Origin of the sequence: Acinetobacter sp. YZS-X1-1 (assembly GCF_000804305.1) — a bacterium.
GTDB classification, from domain to species: domain Bacteria; phylum Pseudomonadota; class Gammaproteobacteria; order Pseudomonadales; family Moraxellaceae; genus Acinetobacter; species Acinetobacter variabilis.
In genome coordinates this window covers 23,522-42,792 of sequence record NZ_JWHB01000030.1, presented here as the reverse complement: position 1 = coordinate 42,792, position 19,271 = coordinate 23,522, and the positions used below count along the sequence as shown (strand labels likewise).

General features: G+C 37.7%; 20 protein-coding genes. 14 read left to right on the top strand and 6 right to left on the bottom strand.

The annotated features are described in order from the left end of the window. The 8 genes from RJ01_RS13505 to RJ01_RS13475 all read left to right on the top strand — a co-directional run. On the top strand, positions 1–188 hold a 188-nt coding region (locus RJ01_RS13505), incomplete at its 5' end, for a transposase (protein ID WP_034171471.1). Positions 189–525: 337 nt separating this feature from the next. Further along, positions 526–1,536 (top strand): NAD-dependent epimerase/dehydratase family protein, encoded by a 1,011-nt coding sequence (locus tag RJ01_RS13500; RefSeq protein ID WP_034171470.1) that lies wholly within the window; start codon positions 526–528, stop codon positions 1,534–1,536. Between the two features lie 139 nt (positions 1,537–1,675). Next, entirely contained in the window at positions 1,676–3,070 is a 1,395-nt protein-coding gene (gene fumC, locus RJ01_RS13495) for a class II fumarate hydratase (protein WP_034171469.1), read from the top strand. Between the two features lie 236 nt (positions 3,071–3,306). Further along, on the top strand, positions 3,307–3,480 hold the full coding sequence (locus RJ01_RS16435) for a hypothetical protein (protein WP_162835343.1): 174 nt from the start codon (positions 3,307–3,309) through the stop codon (positions 3,478–3,480). Positions 3,481–3,816: 336 nt separating this feature from the next. Continuing rightward, complete coding sequence (locus RJ01_RS13490; RefSeq protein WP_005235543.1) at positions 3,817–4,308, top strand: hypothetical protein; 492 nt, start codon at positions 3,817–3,819, stop codon at positions 4,306–4,308. A gap of 415 nt (positions 4,309–4,723) precedes the next feature. Further along, the gene (locus RJ01_RS13485; RefSeq protein ID WP_034171468.1) at positions 4,724–5,326 is read left to right on the top strand and encodes a nitroreductase family protein; all 603 of its coding nucleotides are present in this window, start codon (positions 4,724–4,726) and stop codon (positions 5,324–5,326) included. Between the two features lie 131 nt (positions 5,327–5,457). Next, entirely contained in the window at positions 5,458–5,823 is a 366-nt protein-coding gene (locus RJ01_RS13480) for a hypothetical protein (RefSeq protein WP_034171467.1), read from the top strand. Between the two features lie 15 nt (positions 5,824–5,838). Next, positions 5,839–6,207, top strand: coding sequence for a hypothetical protein (locus RJ01_RS13475; protein WP_034171466.1), 369 nt, complete (start codon positions 5,839–5,841; stop codon positions 6,205–6,207). A gap of 34 nt (positions 6,208–6,241) precedes the next feature. On the opposite strand, the gene RJ01_RS13470 is transcribed toward RJ01_RS13475, so the two are convergent. Next, the gene (locus RJ01_RS13470) at positions 6,242–6,487 is read right to left on the bottom strand and encodes a damage-inducible protein J (RefSeq protein ID WP_227504439.1); all 246 of its coding nucleotides are present in this window, start codon (positions 6,485–6,487) and stop codon (positions 6,242–6,244) included. 716 nt (positions 6,488–7,203) lie between these two features. Here RJ01_RS13470 and RJ01_RS13465 point away from each other — a divergent pair. Continuing rightward, a complete protein-coding gene (locus RJ01_RS13465) occupies positions 7,204–7,971 on the top strand; it encodes an alpha/beta fold hydrolase (protein ID WP_034171464.1) in 768 nt (255 codons plus the stop codon). Positions 7,972–8,008: 37 nt separating this feature from the next. Here the strand turns inward: RJ01_RS13465 and RJ01_RS13460 are convergent, their stop codons facing one another. From RJ01_RS13460 to tssH, 5 genes are all read right to left on the bottom strand, one after another. Beyond that, positions 8,009–8,962 carry a M15 family metallopeptidase gene (locus RJ01_RS13460; RefSeq protein ID WP_034171463.1) on the bottom strand — a complete coding sequence of 318 codons (954 nt, stop codon included), beginning with the start codon at positions 8,960–8,962 and terminating at the stop codon, positions 8,009–8,011. Positions 8,963–9,145: 183 nt separating this feature from the next. Then, the gene (gene icmH, locus RJ01_RS13455) at positions 9,146–9,958 is read right to left on the bottom strand and encodes a type IVB secretion system protein IcmH/DotU (RefSeq protein ID WP_034171462.1); all 813 of its coding nucleotides are present in this window, start codon (positions 9,956–9,958) and stop codon (positions 9,146–9,148) included. An 8-nt stretch (positions 9,959–9,966) separates the two neighbouring features. Next, positions 9,967–11,331, bottom strand: coding sequence for a type VI secretion system baseplate subunit TssK (tssK, locus tag RJ01_RS13450; protein ID WP_034171472.1), 1,365 nt, complete (start codon positions 11,329–11,331; stop codon positions 9,967–9,969). Positions 11,332–11,338: 7 nt separating this feature from the next. Beyond that, positions 11,339–12,460: a type VI secretion system protein TssA gene (gene tssA, locus RJ01_RS13445; protein WP_034171461.1), complete on the bottom strand. Its 1,122-nt coding sequence runs from the start codon at positions 12,458–12,460 to the stop codon at positions 11,339–11,341. Positions 12,461–12,497: 37 nt separating this feature from the next. After that, positions 12,498–15,149: a type VI secretion system ATPase TssH gene (tssH, locus tag RJ01_RS13440; protein ID WP_034171460.1), complete on the bottom strand. Its 2,652-nt coding sequence runs from the start codon at positions 15,147–15,149 to the stop codon at positions 12,498–12,500. Between the two features lie 352 nt (positions 15,150–15,501). Between tssH and RJ01_RS13435 the strand changes: the two genes are divergently transcribed. The 5 genes from RJ01_RS13435 (at position 15,502) to tssE (ending at position 19,266) form a co-directional block, all read left to right on the top strand. Next, entirely contained in the window at positions 15,502–16,161 is a 660-nt protein-coding gene (locus tag RJ01_RS13435; protein ID WP_034171459.1) for a hypothetical protein, read from the top strand. A 14-nt stretch (positions 16,162–16,175) separates the two neighbouring features. Next, positions 16,176–16,679, top strand: coding sequence for a type VI secretion system contractile sheath small subunit (gene tssB / locus RJ01_RS13430; protein ID WP_034171458.1), 504 nt, complete (start codon positions 16,176–16,178; stop codon positions 16,677–16,679). Continuing rightward, on the top strand, positions 16,672–18,153 hold the full coding sequence (gene tssC, locus RJ01_RS13425; RefSeq protein ID WP_034171457.1) for a type VI secretion system contractile sheath large subunit: 1,482 nt from the start codon (positions 16,672–16,674) through the stop codon (positions 18,151–18,153). The genes tssB and tssC overlap by 8 nt, the downstream gene beginning before the upstream one ends. A 54-nt stretch (positions 18,154–18,207) precedes the next feature. Further along, on the top strand, positions 18,208–18,711 hold the full coding sequence (locus RJ01_RS13420) for a type VI secretion system tube protein Hcp (RefSeq protein WP_004785894.1): 504 nt from the start codon (positions 18,208–18,210) through the stop codon (positions 18,709–18,711). Between the two features lie 75 nt (positions 18,712–18,786). Then, positions 18,787–19,266: a type VI secretion system baseplate subunit TssE gene (gene tssE / locus RJ01_RS13415; protein ID WP_034171456.1), complete on the top strand. Its 480-nt coding sequence runs from the start codon at positions 18,787–18,789 to the stop codon at positions 19,264–19,266. The last annotated feature ends 5 nt before the right edge of the window (positions 19,267–19,271 follow it).

Genomic DNA, 19,271 nt, shown 5'->3' with positions numbered 1-19,271 from the left:
AATTGGATCCTGAATTGAAAATCTATAATCAAGAAATCAATAAAAGAAGAATTGGAATTGAGCATGTATTTGGCAGCCTGAAAACCTTCAAAATCCTTGCTGAGCGTTATCGAAATAGAGGTAAAAGGCTTGGTTTGAGATTCAATTTAATCGCTGGAATCTACAACTTGGAACTGAGCAAAAAATGATTTATGAAAGAGGTCTTTTCATAATGTGAATTTTCTTAATATCAAAATAATTAATTTAGCATGAGTCACATTTATATTGATTTTAAAAATACATAGTGATGTTAGTCAAAAGCCCTCGAAGTGAGGGCTTAATTCATTGTCATGAATTCCATACATTACATAACAATCAACTTTTGTTCGACCTGTAAAATAAAATATACTTATTGAGCAGATTAGCCGGCTCAGAAGAAATTTGGGTCGGTTTTTGCGTTTTTGATCCTGTGGATAAGTCGGAGAAAGCACCAAATAAACACCATATCAATGTAAGATACTGATTCTAAAGCGGAGTTAATAAACAATGATTTTAGTGACGGGTGGTTTAGGCTTTTTAGGCTCACATATTGCTTTAAGTCTGATGGCACAAGGACTAGAGGTCATTGTGGTTGATAATCTGGCCAATGCCAGTCTGCAGACCCTAGAACGCCTTGAATTTATTTCCGATCGCTATGTGCCTTTTGTCAAAATTGATATCCGTAACACTCCAGCATTAAATAAAGTTTTTGAACAGAATTCCGTGCAGGCTGTCATTCATACTGCAAGCTTTAAATCATTAGAAGAATCAGTTTTAAAACCACTTGAATATTATAATGATAATGTCAGCTGTATCATGAGCCTGATGCGTGCCATGCAACGTACCGGAGTACGCAATCTTGTGCATTTGTCTTCATTGACTATATATGGGCATTCTGGAACGGATTTAAAAGAAGATCAGGCTTTCAATTACACTTACCCAAACCCTTATATTAAATCCCAACAGATGGTGGAAGAAATCATCCGGGATACTGCCAAGACGGACAATGAATGGCGTATTGCGATGTTACGTCTTTCCAATGTCGCGGGCGCTTTTGAAAATGGCATTTTAGGTGAATGGGTGCCGCCTTTACCAAAGAATATTGTGCCTCTGGCTATGCAGGTGGGTGCGAAGCAGCGTGAATATTTGGAATTGCGCCGTCAGGCAAAGACCGAAGACTATACGGTAGAACGCAGCTTTCTACATGTAATGGATGTCTGTGATGCGGTATTCAAATCACTACATTGGCTCTCGCAACAGCAACAATGGACTTGCGAAGCCTTTAATATTGCTGGAGAGCTAATCTCAATGCAGACTTTGCTGGATCAGGTTGCAGAAGTCACTCAATCCGCTGTTCCTACAGTAGAGACCTTGCCATATCCGCATGCTGAAATGGATCAGCTGGGTGCTAATACGGATAAGGCCCAGCAGTTATTACATTGGCAACCACGTTATACCTTGAGGAAAATGTTAGAGGACGAATGGCTGTTCTATCAGAATACATTAAGAGGGCAGTGATTTAGAATCCTATAAGCTAATTATTGATAATAATTATCATTTGCAAAATTAATCAAACCCATTAAGATGAATGAATGAAGTACAGTATTGAACCTGCTTTCTAAATGAGTAAAACATGAAATAACAATTGAGGTTGAGCATGCAAACACGTATTGAACATGACACGATGGGAGAAGTCGCTGTACCGAGTGAAGCACTTTGGGGCGCACAAACTCAGCGTAGTCTACAGAACTTCAAGATTGGCAATGAGCATCTGCCGCGCGCCATGATTCGTGCCATGGGCTTGGTCAAGAAAGCAGCTGCAATCACCAATGCCGAGTTAAACCAGATTCCTCATGAGTTATCGACCTATATCATCGGTGCTGCGGATGAAGTGATTAGCGGTCAATGGGATAGCCAGTTCCCCTTAGTTGTATGGCAAACCGGTTCGGGCACGCAAAGTAACATGAACTGTAATGAAGTGATTGCCAATATTGCTAACCAGAAACTGGGCAATCCTTTAGGTGCACAAAAGCCTGTGCATCCAAATGATCATGTCAACCGCGCTCAATCGACCAATGATTCTTTTCCGACCGCGATTCATGTGGCAGCTAGCTTACAGATCAACGAACTGTTAATTCCGGCAGTGACACGTTTACGTGATACCTTGCATGCCAAATCTCAGGAATTTGCCGAGATTGTAAAAATTGGTCGTACCCATCTTCAAGATGCCACACCTTTAACTTTAGGTCAGGAATTCAGTGGATATGTCTCTCAACTGGATCATGCCTTGATTCGTCTGTATCAAGCTTTGCAAGGATTATATGAATTGCCACTGGGTGGAACCGCCGTCGGTACAGGCCTCAATGCCCATCCAGATTACGCCGTTAAAGCCGCCGATACTCTAGCTGAATTAACGGGTTTTCCTTTTGTCACCGCTCCTAATAAGTTCGAAGCTTTAGCCGGCCGTGATGCAGCAGTTTTTGCTTCAGGTGCTTTAAAGACTTTAGCGGTTAGCCTGAATAAAATTGCCAATGATATTCGCTGGTTGGCAAGTGGACCACGTTGTGGTTTTGGTGAATTACGTATTCCTGAAAATGAACCGGGTTCAAGTATCATGCCGGGTAAGGTGAACCCAACTCAAAGTGAAGCCATGACCATGGTAGTTGCCCAAGTTCTAGGAAATGACACGACGATTAATGTGGCCGGTGCATCAGGGAATTTTGAGCTGAATGTCTTTATGCCAGTGATTGCTTATAACCTGTTGCAGTCTATTCAACTGCTTGGCGATGCATGTAACAGCTTTAACGATAACTGTGCAGTCGGAATCGAACCTAATCGTGACAAGATTGAACACTTCCTGCATGATTCATTAATGCTGGTCACTGCATTAAATCCAGTCATTGGTTATGAGAATGCAGCTAAAGTGGCCAAGACCGCCTATAAAGAAGGTAAAACCTTAAAACAGGTCGCAGTCGAACTCGGATTGGTGACTGCAGAACAGTTTGATCAAGTGGTGCGTCCTGAGAATATGGTGGCTCCAAACGTAAAATAAGTCTTCTAATTATGGTTAAATAATAAAGCCCTCTAAATGTGGGCTTTATTATATCTAAGGATTATTCATACAAATTTTAATAAAATAACAAGCACATGTTTTTGCTAGAAAATTCATATTCAACTGAGCTTGTTTATTAAATGCTATGAACCATCTATCGTTCAGGTTTTGACAGATATACAACGAAGGATTACTAATAGAAATTCCCTGATAACTAGAAAAATGAGGTAAGGGTGATGACTGACTTTGATGATGATTTTGATCTGGAAGAGCCCTATCCAGATGAGGATCTATATCCAGATTATACAAAAAAGAAGTGTAGTGGCTGTAGCGGTAGCGGCTATAACGTTGTGGAAGCCAAACAGTGTATCGAATGTATGGGAACCGGAAAAACTGGTGAGATAGATTAACTCAAATTATAATTGTTTATTAAGCCTGCTCTGTGAGTGGGCTTTTTTATTCTCCTCATCAGGAGTTCTTAAGTTTATAGATTCATGAGTAAATAAAAGAAAGAATTTAAAATTACGGGTGAAATCGTATTAGAAGGATGTTTAGAGATAACTATTGAAGTTTTTTAGTGCTAAAGCCTATCCTCATGGCTTCTCATACCGAATTAACATTGAATAAGCGTATATAGCTGCTAAAATGCAGTTCGTTTTTACTGCTGTTTGTCGTTTATTCAGCATGAGTTTCTATGACTTATGAATAAACATCCATAAAATGGCAGGTTGTTTAAGGAAAATTTAATGCTTGATATTTATTTAACAGATGTTCAAAAAAAGGTTCAATTCAAGGATTATCCAGGTGAGCATCCTGTTAAATTTATTCTGAATTTTAAAAAGATTTTTCCAAGCGTAATGGAACTTCTTTTACCTGTTCTCCCGGAAAATGAAAATCTTGATGAAATGACCTGGGAATCAACCACTCAGGACTTTGAAACGTTTCAGATGTTATTAACAGGGTGGGGTATTATTGAATTGCGTTTAAATGCGATCACCCAGTATAAAGATAAGACATTTGCAGATCAGTTGGTGAAAGAGGCACAGCAAAAACGCAGAGAATATCAGAAGAAACATCTTAAGCTTTCTAGTGTGGATCTAGATTACCTATTTATGCATGATGTGCATGGCTTGATTGATGCTGAACTGGTAGAACTAGGTGAAAAATTCTATTTACCAACCTTACGTGATCTTTGGAAAAATAAAGTCTCTGCTCAAGTGCTTAATGCCAAATTCTAAGTAAATTTAAGCTGATTCATTCAATTTCATCCTCCAAATTGGGGGATGATTTTATATAGCGATTTCTTAGGATTGACATTTCCCTTATAATAAATAGCCTAAGCAAATTTCTATATTTATCATCAAAACAACTTTCTGCTACATGATTAAACATGGTGACTTATTTTAAAACAGAAAGTGGCTCAGAAAAGGGCATTTATTTTATCGTTTGATAAACAATAAATTAAAAAACTATTTTTTATCAAAAGAATATATAAAGATATTACTTTAATAATATAGCTATTCCAGTCATATTTTTTTAAGCTATCAGTACTAATGAGTAAATGAATCACAGAATTCTTATTCATTAGAATTCCTTCATAAAAATAAGTGAAGGTTCCAGTTTTCCCGAAGATATATCCAAGGATTTAACCGAATGTCGAATCAGTTTTTAGATTTAATTACAAAACGCCGTACTATTTATGCCATTGGTAAAAATGTAGAACAGTCTCCTGAATATTTAACTGATTTGATTCAAAATGCGATCAAGCAAAGTCCGTCATCTTTTAACTCACAATCATCTCGCGCCGTTATTTTATTCAATGGCGAACATGAAAAATTCTGGGGCTTTGTTGCTGATAAATTAAAAAGCTATGCCAAAGATGAAGAAAGTGCTGCAAAAACAACTGCAAAAATGGCAACCTTTGCTGCAGGTACGGGTACAGTTTTATTCTTTGAAGATCAAAATGTAGTAAAAGGCTTGCAAGAGCAATTCCCATCTTATGCCGAGAATTTCCCAATCTGGGCAGAACATTCAACTGCTATTGCTCAGTTCTCTACCTGGACAGCATTGCATACTGAAGGCCTGGGTGCATCTTTACAACACTATAATCCAATAGTAGATGAGCAGGTTCATGCAGAATGGGATATTCCAGAAAACTGGAAACTTCGTGCTCAACTGGTATTTGGTTCAGTTGAAGGTGAAGCGCGTGCGAAAAATTATCTGGAAGATGATCAACGCTTCAAAGTTTTCCAATAAGTTTAATTTCCGATCTGTCTTTAATCCTTTTTAAGGACAGATCTTCAGGTTGTTTATAAAAATACGCATTAGATTTTTTAAAACTAGGCTAAACTAAAGCGGTATTTAAAGAATTTAATGAGTCAAACCGAATGTCGAAAAACACGCAGAAATTATCACCATTACAGGAACTGATTGCAGAGCAGAAATTGCTGTGTGAAGAGGTCGGTTCTGCCTATGTAGAAGTAAGTGGTGATGATGTCGTTGCAGTGGCTGTACATACATTGAAGCAGGATCCAATTGTCGGAATCCGTAGAAAGCCTGAAACAGACGAAAATATTAGCTGGTATATTTATGGTGGTGAACTGGCTTCAAATGAAGATGCTTTTGAAACCATGACTGTGCGTGAGTTACAGGATATCGCCCCTGAAGTTTTACCTTACCTGGCTTTAGAGCAGGGCTACCGCTTCATGATTGATGCAGATGATTATGAAGATGTCTGGAAAGAAGAAAACTAAAAGAAGACCTTCGAAATGATCAAATCCTCATCTTTAATATGTACTTTCTTTATTTGCATGCAATTGAACAATATGGCTTTTGCCGAAAAGCTTTCACAAGTGGATTATGATCAGTTTATTGCTGCGCAAACAAAAAAAGTCAATGAAACCAAACATATTTTAGATGAGCCAGATCAGAATGCTGATGCACAAAGTCAACGTCAGGCATTCTGTCAGCGTTTAACGGCTTATGAAGAGATTCAAAAAGTCTCTGAAGAAAATCAAGAGCTCAATATGGCGCCCACAATGGCGATGATTGCTAAAAACTTTTTGGATCGACAAGCACAAAGTATGAATAATTCAGGTATGACCACCGCAATATTTTGTAAAAGTAGGGAAGTGTAATTAATCCATAAAAGCAAGAGCATTGTCTTGAGTTTTAATAGCCACCATCATCATTTAAAAATGCATCCTTCTGTTCTGGAATGGAAACTTTGACAGTTGGAATAGAGTAACTCGCTGCTGTTAATCGAGCTATATTGAAATCCTTAGTTCCTACTTGAGGGATAATAGGTATTTGACCTGTTCGAACAATTTCACCATAAACTATCGTGATCAATTCTGCTGGAGTTAAACCCGCTTCTGCTATTACACATTCTGCTGATTCAACAACGTCTTGTTCCACTAAGAATTCAATGTTTTTTTAACTAAATTGTTCATAAGATAGCCTTAGAATACATTTTATACACTACTTTAAACTATCAGATATGAAGCATATAGAAGCTAATGAAATTAAATATTCATATCTTATTTAGGGATGTTGGCCTGAATGAAGGTATATGAATCAAAAGGGTAGGGTCAAAAAATTAGCTCGTTTTTTCGACTCTCAGCTTGCTTATAAAATGCATAAATACTCTGATACGTAGCATAAGGATTTCAGTGCTTTTTAAATTACTCATTAAATAAACTTTATAAAAATCTATTTATATACAAATTTTACCGGGTATATATCAGCTACTTTTGAAATTTATTAAGAAATATTAAATATTTATGTGTTTCTTTTTTACTCAAACGAAGGGTGCTAAAATCATTGCACGCTAAAATAGCCTAAGCAATTTTCTACTTTATATTTATTCTCGCAAAATCCATATCTCATAATTAAAACTTAATACCAAATAAACCTCTAAAACTCGTATATTTCCTAAAAATTTTAAAATATTTTTTTTATTAATGATCTAGTGTGACACTCAATTATGAGCAGATATTGCAATTTAGCCTAAGCATATTTTATTTCCATAAAAATAGCCTAAGCAAAATTTTAAATTATGTCATTGGCAATTGATTAACTTCCAATATAAATCCACTATTAACACCTAACATAGGAAATCACGGAATTCTCAAATGATCCTGAATTATCAAATACAAACCCATGAAACATCAACTTTAGCACCAATGGTATTTATTCACGGTTTATTTGGTAGTTTAAGTAATTTAGGTATGTTAGCCCGACATTTTTCAGAGCAGACAACTACAATTCAAATTGATGTCAGAAATCATGGTTTATCTGGCCATTCTTATGAAGTGAATTATCAAATCATGGCTGAAGATATTTTAGAAACTTTAGCCAGTTTAAATATTAAAAAATTTATTGCAGTCGGACATTCGATGGGTGGAAAAATTGCCATGAAGCTGGCAGACCTGGCGCCTGATCAGATTGAAAAACTGGTTGTATTAGATATCACGCCAATTCAATATCAAGAAAACCATCATTCTGAAATATTTAAAGCCTTGTTTGCAGTCCAGCAGGCGCAAGTTGCTTCACGGAATGAAGCAGCAAAAATTATGCGTGAATATATCCAAGAGGAAATGGTCATCCAGTTTCTTTTAAAATCATTCAATAAAGGGCAGTGGTTGTTTAATGTGCAAGCACTGTTTGATCATTATGAAGATATTACTACTTGGGAGAAGATAGAAAAAAATGAACTTCCAGCGTTATTCTTAAGAGGTGGAAATTCATTATATATCTCTAAACCTGAACATTTTGAAGCCATTAATCAGCAATTTTTTCATGCACGGATTGAAGTGATTGAAAATGCAGGGCACTGGCTACATGGTGAAAAGACGGCGGAAGTTTTGCAGCATATGCAGAATTTTATTGATGAAAAATAAATAATAGAAATGAGCAGATGTATCTTCTGCTCATTCTTTATGGTTGGGAGGTTATTGCATGAGTTTGCAGCTGACTTTCATTTATTAATTGATAAGCCATTTCAGGAGTTTTCTTCAGACCAGGCATACGATATTCCGTATGCCCATAATCTTGAATGGTTTTCCATCGTCCCCCCCAAGTGAGTCCAACTGACTCTGCGATTTGTCCATACAGTTGATAACCGCGCATAGCCCATGGATCACGTTCACTAATCACCACTTTGCCATGACGCTTAAAAGCAATATCTGCAGCCAAACCAAACTGATGATAACTCTGAAAGCCTTTGGCACGAGTAATATTACTATTCACTGCCAGCGAATTCTGTCTTTCAGGACTCCGATAGCCTTCAAGCAATACCAGTTCATAACCATGCTGTTCCTGCATGATTTTAAATACCATCAATAAACGCTGCTTAAAACGCGGATTCATCTTATGCCATTTGCGATCAGCTTGATTCAGATCTTGATAGTGGTTTAAATGTATATCCTGAATATTGGAATTAAATCGTTGCGCTGAAATTACCGGTTGATGGGCATATTGATCTTCCTGCAAAGCTTCCAGAATAAGAGCCTCATCGACTTTTTCAGGTGGAGTCAAAATTTGACCTTCTAAAAGTGCATATATTTGCGGGTCGACTTTTTGTAAATAACGTGCCTCAGACATACTGGCAGAAACAGGCCGAGTCAAAGAAAAAATCAGGATACTGATAAACAATATAGACCCGGCAATCAAGATCCACCATTGTTGTAAATACCAATGTGATTGTAGATAGTCTGGAGATCCAGCCAGTTTAAATTGATGTATAAATTGCTTAATTGTGATGAACTGTTTTTTAGTTTGTGGCAGCCATGCAATTAAAGAGTTCTGTATATGCTGCCTAAGCTCATAGAATTGCATCAAAATCAAAATACAGCTGAGAAGAATAAAGCTGCTAATAATGATAAAAATCATCTAGCGGTCATCCCATTCGAGCAGTTTAATATTAGCCTGATATTAAAATATTCATAAATTAAAGCATTTTTTTCCAGGAAGAAATGACACATTATTTGATATAAGTTGCTTTGCTTTATCTTCATTTTGATTTTAAGTTATTATTTTTTATAAGTTTTTATGGATTATTTATTATAGGTTTCATTAAGGTAAATGAATCGTGATGAAGGCCTGTTCTGTTGGTGCACTAATCACATTCTGATATTGAGTAAAAATTTCTGTACTTTCACTCGAGAGCATATATTTTAGACCTGCGAAACTCATTAGAGTGAACAAAAGCAAAAATACCAAAATCCATAAAAATGGTAATTCACGATGAATAATATGTTTGATCTTGTCAGGTAGTGCTGCAAAAGGGGAAAACGGCGTTTTCTTACCTTTTAGGTAATCAATCTGTTCACTCACTTGGGTAATCAGCTGATTCAAACTATGCACAGACTCAAGCCGATATTTTCCATGAAAACCTAATAACAGGCAGTAGTGATAGACTTCCAGTACTGCTAAACGTTCATTATCTTTATAACGAATTTCCTCTAGATGCTCAAAGAAACGATAACCTGCGAGTTGAGAACCAAATAAGCTTAACTGTAATGGATCCATCACCCAGTAATTTTGCAGATCAAAGAAACGGGCATCCTGCTGAGTGACAATGGTTTCATCTAATAAGGCACAATAAGCATATTTAGCATCCTGAATGTCTTCAAAAGAAAATTGCTGTTTACGTGCTTGATGCTCAAAATAGTTTAGCATTTCCAGAATCTTTTCACGAAACGATGCTGGGTGCGAAGGGATATAATGATTTTTTAGCAAAAAGACAATATAAAATCCGTCATAAAGAAGATCAATCAGATTGGTCATCATATGAGATTTCTGATCAGTCATTTGAGTAAAAATCTGTCCAGATCCGATCTGGCCATCATCAAATAGCGATGGTGCAGAATTTGTAATTGTATTCATAATGATACTTATCCTTTCATGACAGCAATAAGTTCGATCCTGATATCCTGAAATCCATTCGGGATATAAATGCAAATCGATTCTGAATCGAGCATGCGTTGATACAAATCGTTATGCGGTTCAATTTCGAAATAGCTGACTCCAGAACGAACCGGGATCGCTGTTGGTACCTGAATCAAATGTTGAATTGGAATGGCAGGGAGTGCAGCAATGACTCGCTGTTCAACATCAACTGTACTGCCAACTTTAAAACGGATCGGCACATAAGCAATTAAATCTTGGACAGGCATCGCACTGGTTGAAACAGCCAGATATAGACGCGTATCTCGGGTAATCTTGTCGGTTTCCAGACTGCCAAGCCAATAGGATGGTCGGGTTTCTTTTAAGGAGATGCTGATATAACGATTCGAGATAATGATATCCAGTAGATTTCTTAAAATAATGTCTAACTGATTGAAGCTTTCGTATAGATGATAGTGCTGATATTTAGGCAGTTGATCGACATCATAAGCAGTCGAAAAAGTTAGCAATGAGCCAGTTAGGCGTAATAGTTCACTATAGAGACGTTCAGGATGAATAATCGGATACTGCAAAATATGGTTTAGGCTCGCATATGCAGTATTTAAGGCATTGACCAGCCAGAAAGACACAATATCCCCAGAGCGGAATTCAATCAGTTTCTGTTCATTTTCCCGATTATTACTCTGGATGGTCTTAATCTTTGCCTGAATGATATTCAAGGTGCGTTGTAAATTAACCAAAAGATTTACATTGGCCTGTATATGTAAAATTGGTGGAATAAATTTATGATCAAAAATAAAATTCCCCGAACTTTGCCGTTTAATTCGACCTACTGGAAGATATAGATACCCATCCATCTGATGCTGAGGTTCTTGGCTAACTTCAAATATTTTTAATTCAGCACGACGGCGCAATAATGTAATCTGCGCAGTACTTGCATCGGTAAATAAGTCATGAGTTGAACTTAAATGGGAATGATAACGGCTAGGTCGGGCTTGATCAGCATGACTGACATTCTGTTTATTTGGCTGTACCATCGGTAAGGCCAAATAAATTTGCATTTCACTTTGTAAATTTAGGGTATCTAGCTGAACCGGTTCAGGTAATAAATCCTTTGCAGGTGCCTGATAAATTTCCCCATCTTGCCAGATCATTTCAACTTTATTTAATGCCAGAATTTGCATTCCAAGTTGAGCTTCATCAAACTCAATCGACTGAATGCCATGAGCAAAAGGGAGGGTCGCACGAATGGTGTGATTCAGTCGCTGTTCGTGATAGGCATCCTGTAATTGAAAATGTTGAGGTCTTAAAAACAGACCTTCACCCCAAAGTATTTTTTCTGCTTTAAACATTGAGATTTCACCACTCGCAGCTTGATTCATTTTGGGCAGGGATGCCTAATAATTCATGTAGATGTTCTAAAGGATTTTCATTTTTAATCACTTTGGCTAACCACTCATGTAAAGGCATTTGGCTCCATGTAATAGTCTTTTGCAGCATATAGCTTACCGGGCTATGTGGCTCATTCATCTGAAAATAATCGGCAATTTCTTTCAGAATCTGGATAGCCTGTTCACGATTAAAAATATGATTTTGATTATGGAATTGAACAGATTGCTGGAAAGTTGGCAGCACCTGACCTGAAGAAAGGTTTATTTCATTTTGAGCAAGTATCTGAGCCAGTTGATGATCGTCTGGAGCCGGAGATGCAGATTTCGCTGAACTTATGTCTTTTTTATATATCCGCTGAGTATTGGCAAAAATAGATTCTAATTGAGCATCAGCTGCAGCAAAACTTGGCCCATCTATTCCAAGAAGTTCATCAAGCGCAGACTTGAACTGTTGCCATTGATGTTGAATATCTAATATATACTGATAATTTTGCTGTTGAACTTCTTTAGGAATATTAAGCAATAACTGCTCAAAATGCTCTAACTTTTGCTCGGAGCCTTCTTGTGCTTCCAAATCATCTACTTGTTGTTTACGTTTTTGATTCTGTAAATATAGAAAATTGTCATAGTCTTTCAGACTATAAAAAGGAGATTGCTGAATAAGAGGAACCTGTTTAATTAATCTCGGAAGTTGATTAATAAAACCTTCCAATAATCCCAAGCGTTGATCCAGATCATTCTCTTCAATTTTAGGATGCAGTTGCAACCAGTATTGCTCCAAGCTACGATGACAAAGTTCCAAACCACAGGCAACACCTTCAAAACCATATAGATGACTCCAAGCTTCAATCAGCCAGGTATATAAACGGATATCTTTGGTTTTTTCGGTCAGTAGTTCTATCGACTTTATTTCTACTAAAGCCCAATCTGCTTGCTTGGGTTCGGCAACCCATTCTCCCTGATCCAGTAAAGGATCATCCTGCATTCTGGCACTTTTAATACTTAGAAATTCGTTCGAAAATGAGCAATCTATACCGCAAGGATGCTCTATAGAAATTTCTTCAAATAAATATTCAAATTTCAATGTCATTATGAATCCTAATTATTCTTATTTTAATCTTTGCTGTTTAAGCAACATTTGTCTTATTTTTCTTGGAATGCCTTTTTTTAAGCACTGATAATTCTGTATCCAGATGATAATAGAAAGTATCTTTCTGAACATCGATATGAATCAGTTTTGGCAGTTGGTTTTCACTCATAGCCACCAGTAATTTTGTCGCCAGATCTGGCAATATGGATGCATTTAAAATGTGATCAATATTTCGTGCACCACTATCTATTTCTGTACATCGACTGAGTAATAATTCTAGTACCTCATCGCTATAGCTCACTTGAGTCACATACTGCTGCTGAATCCTCTTGGTAATTCTCCCTAATTTATGCTGAATTATCTGGATTAACAGTTCATCTGAAAGCGGATAATAAGGAACAATTCGCATGCGTCCTAAAAATGCTGGTTTAAACTGTTTATAAAGACTCGGTTTTAGCTGCTCAATTAATGTATCTGCATCTGGCCATTGATCAACTTCTTGATTTATACAGGCTTGCATAATGACATGTGAACCGACATTCGAAGTCAGCAATATGGTGGTATTTTTAAAGTTAATCAGGCGACCTTCGCTGTCTTCGAGCACACCTTTATCGAAGACCTGATAAAATAATTCTTGTACATCTGGGTGGGCTTTTTCGATTTCATCCAGAAGTACCACACTATAAGGATTGCGGCGAACGGCTTCTGTTAATACACCACCTTGACCATACCCAACATAGCCCGGGGGTGCACCTTTCAAAGAAGAAATTGTATGTGCCTCTTGATACTCGGACATATTAATCGTGATTAGATGCGATTCACCACCATAGAGTTCCTGAGCAAGAGTGAGGGCTGTTTCGGTTTTTCCAACTCCACTTGGACCGGTGAGTAAAAATACTCCTTGAGGTTTATTTGGATCTTCCAATCCAGCCTTTGACGTTTTAATGCCTTGAACCAGTTGTTCTAAAGCATAATCCTGACCCATGACTCGCTGTGAGAGTTTGTTTTTTAGATCAAGAATCTGCGAAATATCATCACTCATCATTTTACCGACTGGAATTCCAGTCCAGTCCGAGATAATCTCATTAATAATGTCGGCATCTACACGTTCATAAACCAACGGACTTTGCGCCTGAATCTTAGCTAATGTTTGACGTAATTGATGAATCTGGTATTGATCAATCGATGCTTCAGATTTAGTTAAGCCATGAATCTCATGAATAAGCTGCAGCTCTTGTTGCCATTGATCATGAGTCTGGTTAATCTCTTTTTCAATGGAATGAATCATATCTGACAACTCTTGTAACCGATCGGTTCGAGATGAAGTTGTCTGTTCTTGATCAAGAAGGTGATATTCTAGCTTGAGATTATGCAGTTGAGCCTGTAACTGATCTAATTTGGCTGGTTGAGCATTTTGGCTCAAGGCCACCCGTGCAGCCGCAGTATCTAATACACTAATTGCTTTGTCCGGTAACTGACGGCCACTGATATAACGATGTGATGCATGCACAGCGGTACGAATGGCTTCATCATCAATCTGGATTTGAAAATGCTGGCTCATCACAGGAACCATAGCACGAAGCATATCGATGGCGACCTGCTCAGTTGGTTCTTCAATTTTGATTACCTGAAAGCGGCGGCTCAGTGCAGCATCTTTTTCAAAATAATGTTTATATTCAGCCCAAGTCGTCGCTGCAATAGTTCTTAATTCACCACGTGCTAGCGCCGGTTTTAATAGATTTGCCGCATCATTCTGGCCAGCTTGACCACCAGCACCAATCAGCGTATGTGCTTCATCAATAAAAAGAATAAAAGGTTGGGTAGAGGATTGTACTTCTGCAATGACCTGCTTGAGGCGATTTTCAAATTCACCTTTGACACTGGCACCTGCCTGTAATAAACCCATATCCAATACGTGCAACTCAACTGTTTTAAGGGCATCCGGAACTTGGCCATTTACAATTTTCAATGCTAAACCTTCAACTACAGCAGTTTTTCCTACGCCTGGTTCACCAGTGAGAATAGGGTTGTTCTGACGGCGGCGCAATAGAATATCCAGCATTAACCTGATTTCAAATTCACGCCCAATCACCGGATCAATATCACCACGACGAGCCTTTTCAGTCAGATTAATCGTGTATTGGTCAAGTGCGGGTGTCTTTTTGGGAACATTAGATAAATCTGGAGAAGGAATAGAGGGTTGAGGCACTTTAAGTTGTTCAATACTTTTCTGGCATTGTTCCAGAAATTGATGCTTCATACTGCCCACTGGAAAATGTGAAAACAGTGAAGATGCCCGAAGAGCAATTTGATAAAGCTCTGGCGAAATCAGTAAAGCGACTAACAAGTGGCCACTACGAATCACTGGGTTTTGATCTGCGGATGCCAGCAACCAGGCCTGTTCCAAGAGTTGAATAATTGATTTGGCAAAAATAGGGGTACGGGAATTTCCCTTGCTAAGCTGCTGGATACTTCGTTCAAGCTGATTAATCAGATGGTCTTTATCCATACAATGTTTTGCTAATAATATTTTTAAATCATTCAATTCTGGATGCTGGAGTAATTCTAGAAAAAAATGCTCGATCTCAATTTCATAATTTTTTTGATGGATACAGGTATTGGCAGATTTCTCAAGACATAGGCGTGCATGTTCAGAAAGTTTCAAAATCAAAATTTTTAAATTATTCATGAGTTTCTCATTATTGTTAGCATACACAACTTTATAATTTTTAAATGGATAGCTGTGTTTTTTTATATTTATTAAAATGAATATTTCTCTATTTTTATCCGGCCCATATTTATACTTTTTATGAAAATTGACCGAACAATTTTGGCTCATTTTACTCAAACAAAAATAAAAGTCTGTATCTTTCATCAGAATTTTGTCAATTCTTAAAATTTTTTGTCACTAAGTCCGTTAATCTCTTTTAGCTTGACTTCTCCTTAATGTTTTATGTTAAATCCGCCAAACGATTGTCAAATAAAAATAATATTTAGACATTAAAAAATATAAAAACAAACAAAAACAACTGAGGCTCATTTTGAAAAAGTATATAAGTTTCATATCATTATTTATATTTGGTACAGCCTGTCTTTACCTTCCACAAGTACATGCTGCTGAATTAAAAAAATCATGTATTAAGGCCAATCCTTATGCCGCGGGTGAAACAGACCCAATATTAATTGGCTTATATCAACAGCTTTGTGATAAATCGGCGAAGAAAAATATTTCTTTACAACATGAACTAAATACACAAATTGCTAAACGTTATGTGGAGTTAGGTTCTCATCTCAAAGCACTCAATTTGATTGATCAATTGCATCGTCAACAACAGCATAACCAGACTTTAACAGACTTGGGTTTTATGGCAGGAGTCGCTATTTCATCGAATGCTTTGCAACAAATGCGTAGTACAGAAGTTCGTGCCTTAAATGAAACGACCTATCCTCAAGCTAAACTGTTGGCTGAGAATATTCAGTTTGCAAAACCTGTACCAGCATCGGTTGAGCCTAAATCATATACTGCTTCAAATATTAAGAATATCAAGAAACAGACTGCTGTAAGTATGAAGCGATCTACTACGTCCAGCACTAAAACAAAAAATGTAGTCAAATCTGCCTCTATTAAAAAGACTGAAAATATCAGTACTCGCACCAATACAGCCAGTTCTAATCCATTTGGTTCATTAAAGAATAATTAATAAGGAAACACACAATGGCCAAACGTGAAAGCGTACAGAAAAAATTACAGCGGATCCGACCACCACGTGTGCAGCTAACCTATGATGTGGAAGTAGGTGATGGAAAGGAAATCAAGGAACTACCATTTGTTGTAGGTGTTTTAGGCGATTTTTCTGCTTCCTCTGAGCTGGAAAGAACCAAATTAAAAGATAAAAAATTTATCAATGTCGATTTAGAAAATATTGATGAAGTGATGGAATCACTTGCTCCACGAGCAAATTTTCAGGTTGAAAATACTTTAACCCAAGCCGGCGGCACTATGGCGATTGACCTGGTATTCAATGGGATGAATGATTTTCGCCCAGAGCAAATTGTGCAACAGGTGGAACCGTTACGTAAGCTGATTGAAGCACGTGGACGTTTGACTGATCTGCGTAATAAAATTTCCAATAGTGAACGTCTGGAAGATTTATTGGATGAAGTGCTGAAAAACACGGATCAAGTACAAAAGATCAGTGTGGAGGCTGGTGATGAATAATTATAATGCTGCAACTGCCATAGATACTGCACTTGAAGAACATTCACTTTTGGATTCAATTGTCGAGCGTAGCCGTATTGCTCGTACTGAAAAAGAACATGATCGTGCTAAAAGTTTGATTGGTGAACTTGCTAAAGAGGTTATGGCAGGGACCATTACTGTTTCTGAGAATATGACGCTGGCACTTGATAAGCGTATTGCTGAAATTGATGCCATGATTTCAAGTCAGCTTAGCAAGATTATGCATCATGAAGCTTTTCAAAAAGTTGAGTCTACTTGGCGTGGTTTATATTATTTCTGCCAGGAAACACCAGCACATTCTTTAATCAAGATCCGGATGATGAATACTACAAAAAGGGAACTAATTAAAGATTTCCAAAGTGCGACCGATTTTGATCAAAGTACGTTATTCAAGAAAATCTATGAAGAAGAATATGGTTCATTCGGTGGTGCACCTTATGCAACGCTGATTGGTGACTATGAATTTGACCGCACACCTGAAGATACGTACCTTCTGGAACAGATTTCTCATGTCGCTGCGGCAGCACATGCGCCATTTATTTCTGCTGCAAGCCCATCAATGTTTGGACTAGAATCATTTACTGATATTGATCGTCCACGTGATGTTTCTAAAATTTTTGAAACAGCAGAGTATGTACAGTGGCGTTCTTTCCGTGAAAGCGAAGATGCTCGCTATGTGGCACTGACTATTCCTCGAGTACTGGGACGCTTACCTTATCATCCACGTGAAGGTACAGTGACTGAGGGCTTCAATTATATCGAGGAAGTTTCTGGTGAACATCATAATGAATACCTCTGGATGAATGCAGCTTATGCGTTTGGCACCCGTTTGACCAATGCCTTTGATCTGCATGGCTGGTGTGCAGCCATTCGTGGTGTGGAAGGTGGTGGTCTGGTTGAGGGCCTTCCAGTACATAGCTTCAAGACCAATGACGGTGAAGTAATTTTTAAATGTCCAACAGAAATTGCCATTACCGATCGGCGTGAAAAAGAGCTGAGTGATCTTGGTTTTATTCCTTTAGTTCATTGCAAAAATACGAACTATGCTGCGTTCTTTGGTGCACAGTCTGTGCAAAAAGCCAAAAAATATGACAATGATATTGCTAATGCCAATTCTGCATTATCAGGTCAAATTCAATACATTATGGCAGTTTCACGTATCGCTCATTATTTAAAAGCCATGATGCGGGATAAAGTGGGCAGTTTTGCCTCGGCTGGAAATGTTGAAGCCTTTCTTAATGACTGGCTGTCTCAGTACATTTTACTAGACGACGGTGCTTCACAAGAAGCAAAAGCTCAATATCCGCTTCGTGAAGCTTCGATCAAAGTTGTAGAAAATCCAGCTGAACCTGGTCACTACAAGTCTGTGGTTTTTTTAAGACCACATTTTCAGTTAGATGAGCTCTCTGTATCACTCAGGCTGGTCACTGAATTGCCGCAGTCAAGTCAATAGGACTACTGCGATTAAAGAACTATAAGTATTTATAACAATAGGATAATTATTAAAATGAAAGACATTTACGTCCAATTTCGTGGCAAATATAAAGTCGATGGCGAATCACGCGATTCTGAACATAAAAGCTGGTTAGAAGTAAATTCATGGGCACACCATATCCGTCAGCCTAAATCCGCGACCTCTTCAAGTGTGGGCGGCCATACTGCAGAACGAGTTGAGCATTCTGATATGGTCTTTGTAAAGGATCTGGATGCAACGAGTCCAAAGCTTTGGGAGGCTTGCTCTGCAGGGTATACCTTTGATGAAGTACAAATTGATTTTTATCGTGCCAACGGTGACAAACGTATCAAGTATTTGCAGATCAAACTCAAGCATGTCTTGGTTTCTCAAGTGACACCAAATGTGAATCAGGAAGGCGTTCCAACTGAAACATTTGGTTTGAAATATGCTGCAGTTGAGTGGACTTATAATCAGCAGGATATTAACGGTTCACAAAAAGGTGCAGTTACCAAGAAATGGTCATTATCAAATAATACTGCTTCTTACGCAGCTTAATTTACATAGCCTGGATAAAGGCTGATATCCCTAGCCTTTATCTTTCTCTTTTAGAAAATATCTAATGAAAAGAATATGAATCTGGATCAACTTTATCCTTATGGATTTAGAAGTACGTTATTCGAACGTTTATTACCTGTAGATGATCAATACAATGGACAAGGTTTGTCTATACAAGAATTAAGACAATCCCTTGCCCATGATCTCGAAGATCTTTTAAATAATCGGATGACTCGCCTGAACCAAACGGAAGAGCATTATCCTGGGATAAAAAATTCAATTCTGCAATTTGGAATTATTGATTTTGTTGGCTTGTCGACTGCGAATCCTACAGATCGTGACAAAATTTGCCGTTCAATTGAGCAGTCTATCAGTGCACATGAACCGCGTTTAAAACAGGTAAAAGTAGAGATGCTCATTAATGAAAACAACATGAGTAGCCTGTATTTAAGTATTTCAGCCTACTTAAATATTTCACCTTTATATGAGGTGGTGATGTTTGATGCATTACTTAAACCAACAACACAGCAATACGTTATCTTGGCTCGGAAATAAGCAGG

Bases quoted from the DNA above. Each gene is read 5' to 3' on its own strand.
- RJ01_RS13500 (WP_034171470.1), top strand. From the start codon at position 526: ATGATTTTAGTGACGGGTGGTTTAGGCTTTTTAGGCTCACATATTGCT.
- fumC (WP_034171469.1), top strand. From the start codon at position 1,676: ATGCAAACACGTATTGAACATGACACGATGGGAGAAGTCGCTGTACCG.
- RJ01_RS16435 (WP_162835343.1), top strand. From the start codon at position 3,307: ATGACTGACTTTGATGATGATTTTGATCTGGAAGAGCCCTATCCAGAT.
- RJ01_RS13490 (WP_005235543.1), top strand. From the start codon at position 3,817: ATGCTTGATATTTATTTAACAGATGTTCAAAAAAAGGTTCAATTCAAG.
- RJ01_RS13485 (WP_034171468.1), top strand. From the start codon at position 4,724: ATGTCGAATCAGTTTTTAGATTTAATTACAAAACGCCGTACTATTTAT.
- RJ01_RS13480 (WP_034171467.1), top strand. From the start codon at position 5,458: ATGTCGAAAAACACGCAGAAATTATCACCATTACAGGAACTGATTGCA.
- RJ01_RS13475 (WP_034171466.1), top strand. From the start codon at position 5,839: ATGATCAAATCCTCATCTTTAATATGTACTTTCTTTATTTGCATGCAA.
- RJ01_RS13465 (WP_034171464.1), top strand. From the start codon at position 7,204: ATGATCCTGAATTATCAAATACAAACCCATGAAACATCAACTTTAGCA.
- RJ01_RS13460 (WP_034171463.1), bottom strand. From the start codon at position 8,962: ATGATTTTTATCATTATTAGCAGCTTTATTCTTCTCAGCTGTATTTTG.
- icmH (WP_034171462.1), bottom strand. From the start codon at position 9,958: ATGAATACAATTACAAATTCTGCACCATCGCTATTTGATGATGGCCAG.
- tssK (WP_034171472.1), bottom strand. From the start codon at position 11,331: ATGTTTAAAGCAGAAAAAATACTTTGGGGTGAAGGTCTGTTTTTAAGA.
- tssA (WP_034171461.1), bottom strand. From the start codon at position 12,460: ATGACATTGAAATTTGAATATTTATTTGAAGAAATTTCTATAGAGCAT.
- tssH (WP_034171460.1), bottom strand. From the start codon at position 15,149: ATGAATAATTTAAAAATTTTGATTTTGAAACTTTCTGAACATGCACGC.
- tssB (WP_034171458.1), top strand. From the start codon at position 16,176: ATGGCCAAACGTGAAAGCGTACAGAAAAAATTACAGCGGATCCGACCA.
- tssC (WP_034171457.1), top strand. From the start codon at position 16,672: ATGAATAATTATAATGCTGCAACTGCCATAGATACTGCACTTGAAGAA.
- RJ01_RS13420 (WP_004785894.1), top strand. From the start codon at position 18,208: ATGAAAGACATTTACGTCCAATTTCGTGGCAAATATAAAGTCGATGGC.
- tssE (WP_034171456.1), top strand. From the start codon at position 18,787: ATGAATCTGGATCAACTTTATCCTTATGGATTTAGAAGTACGTTATTC.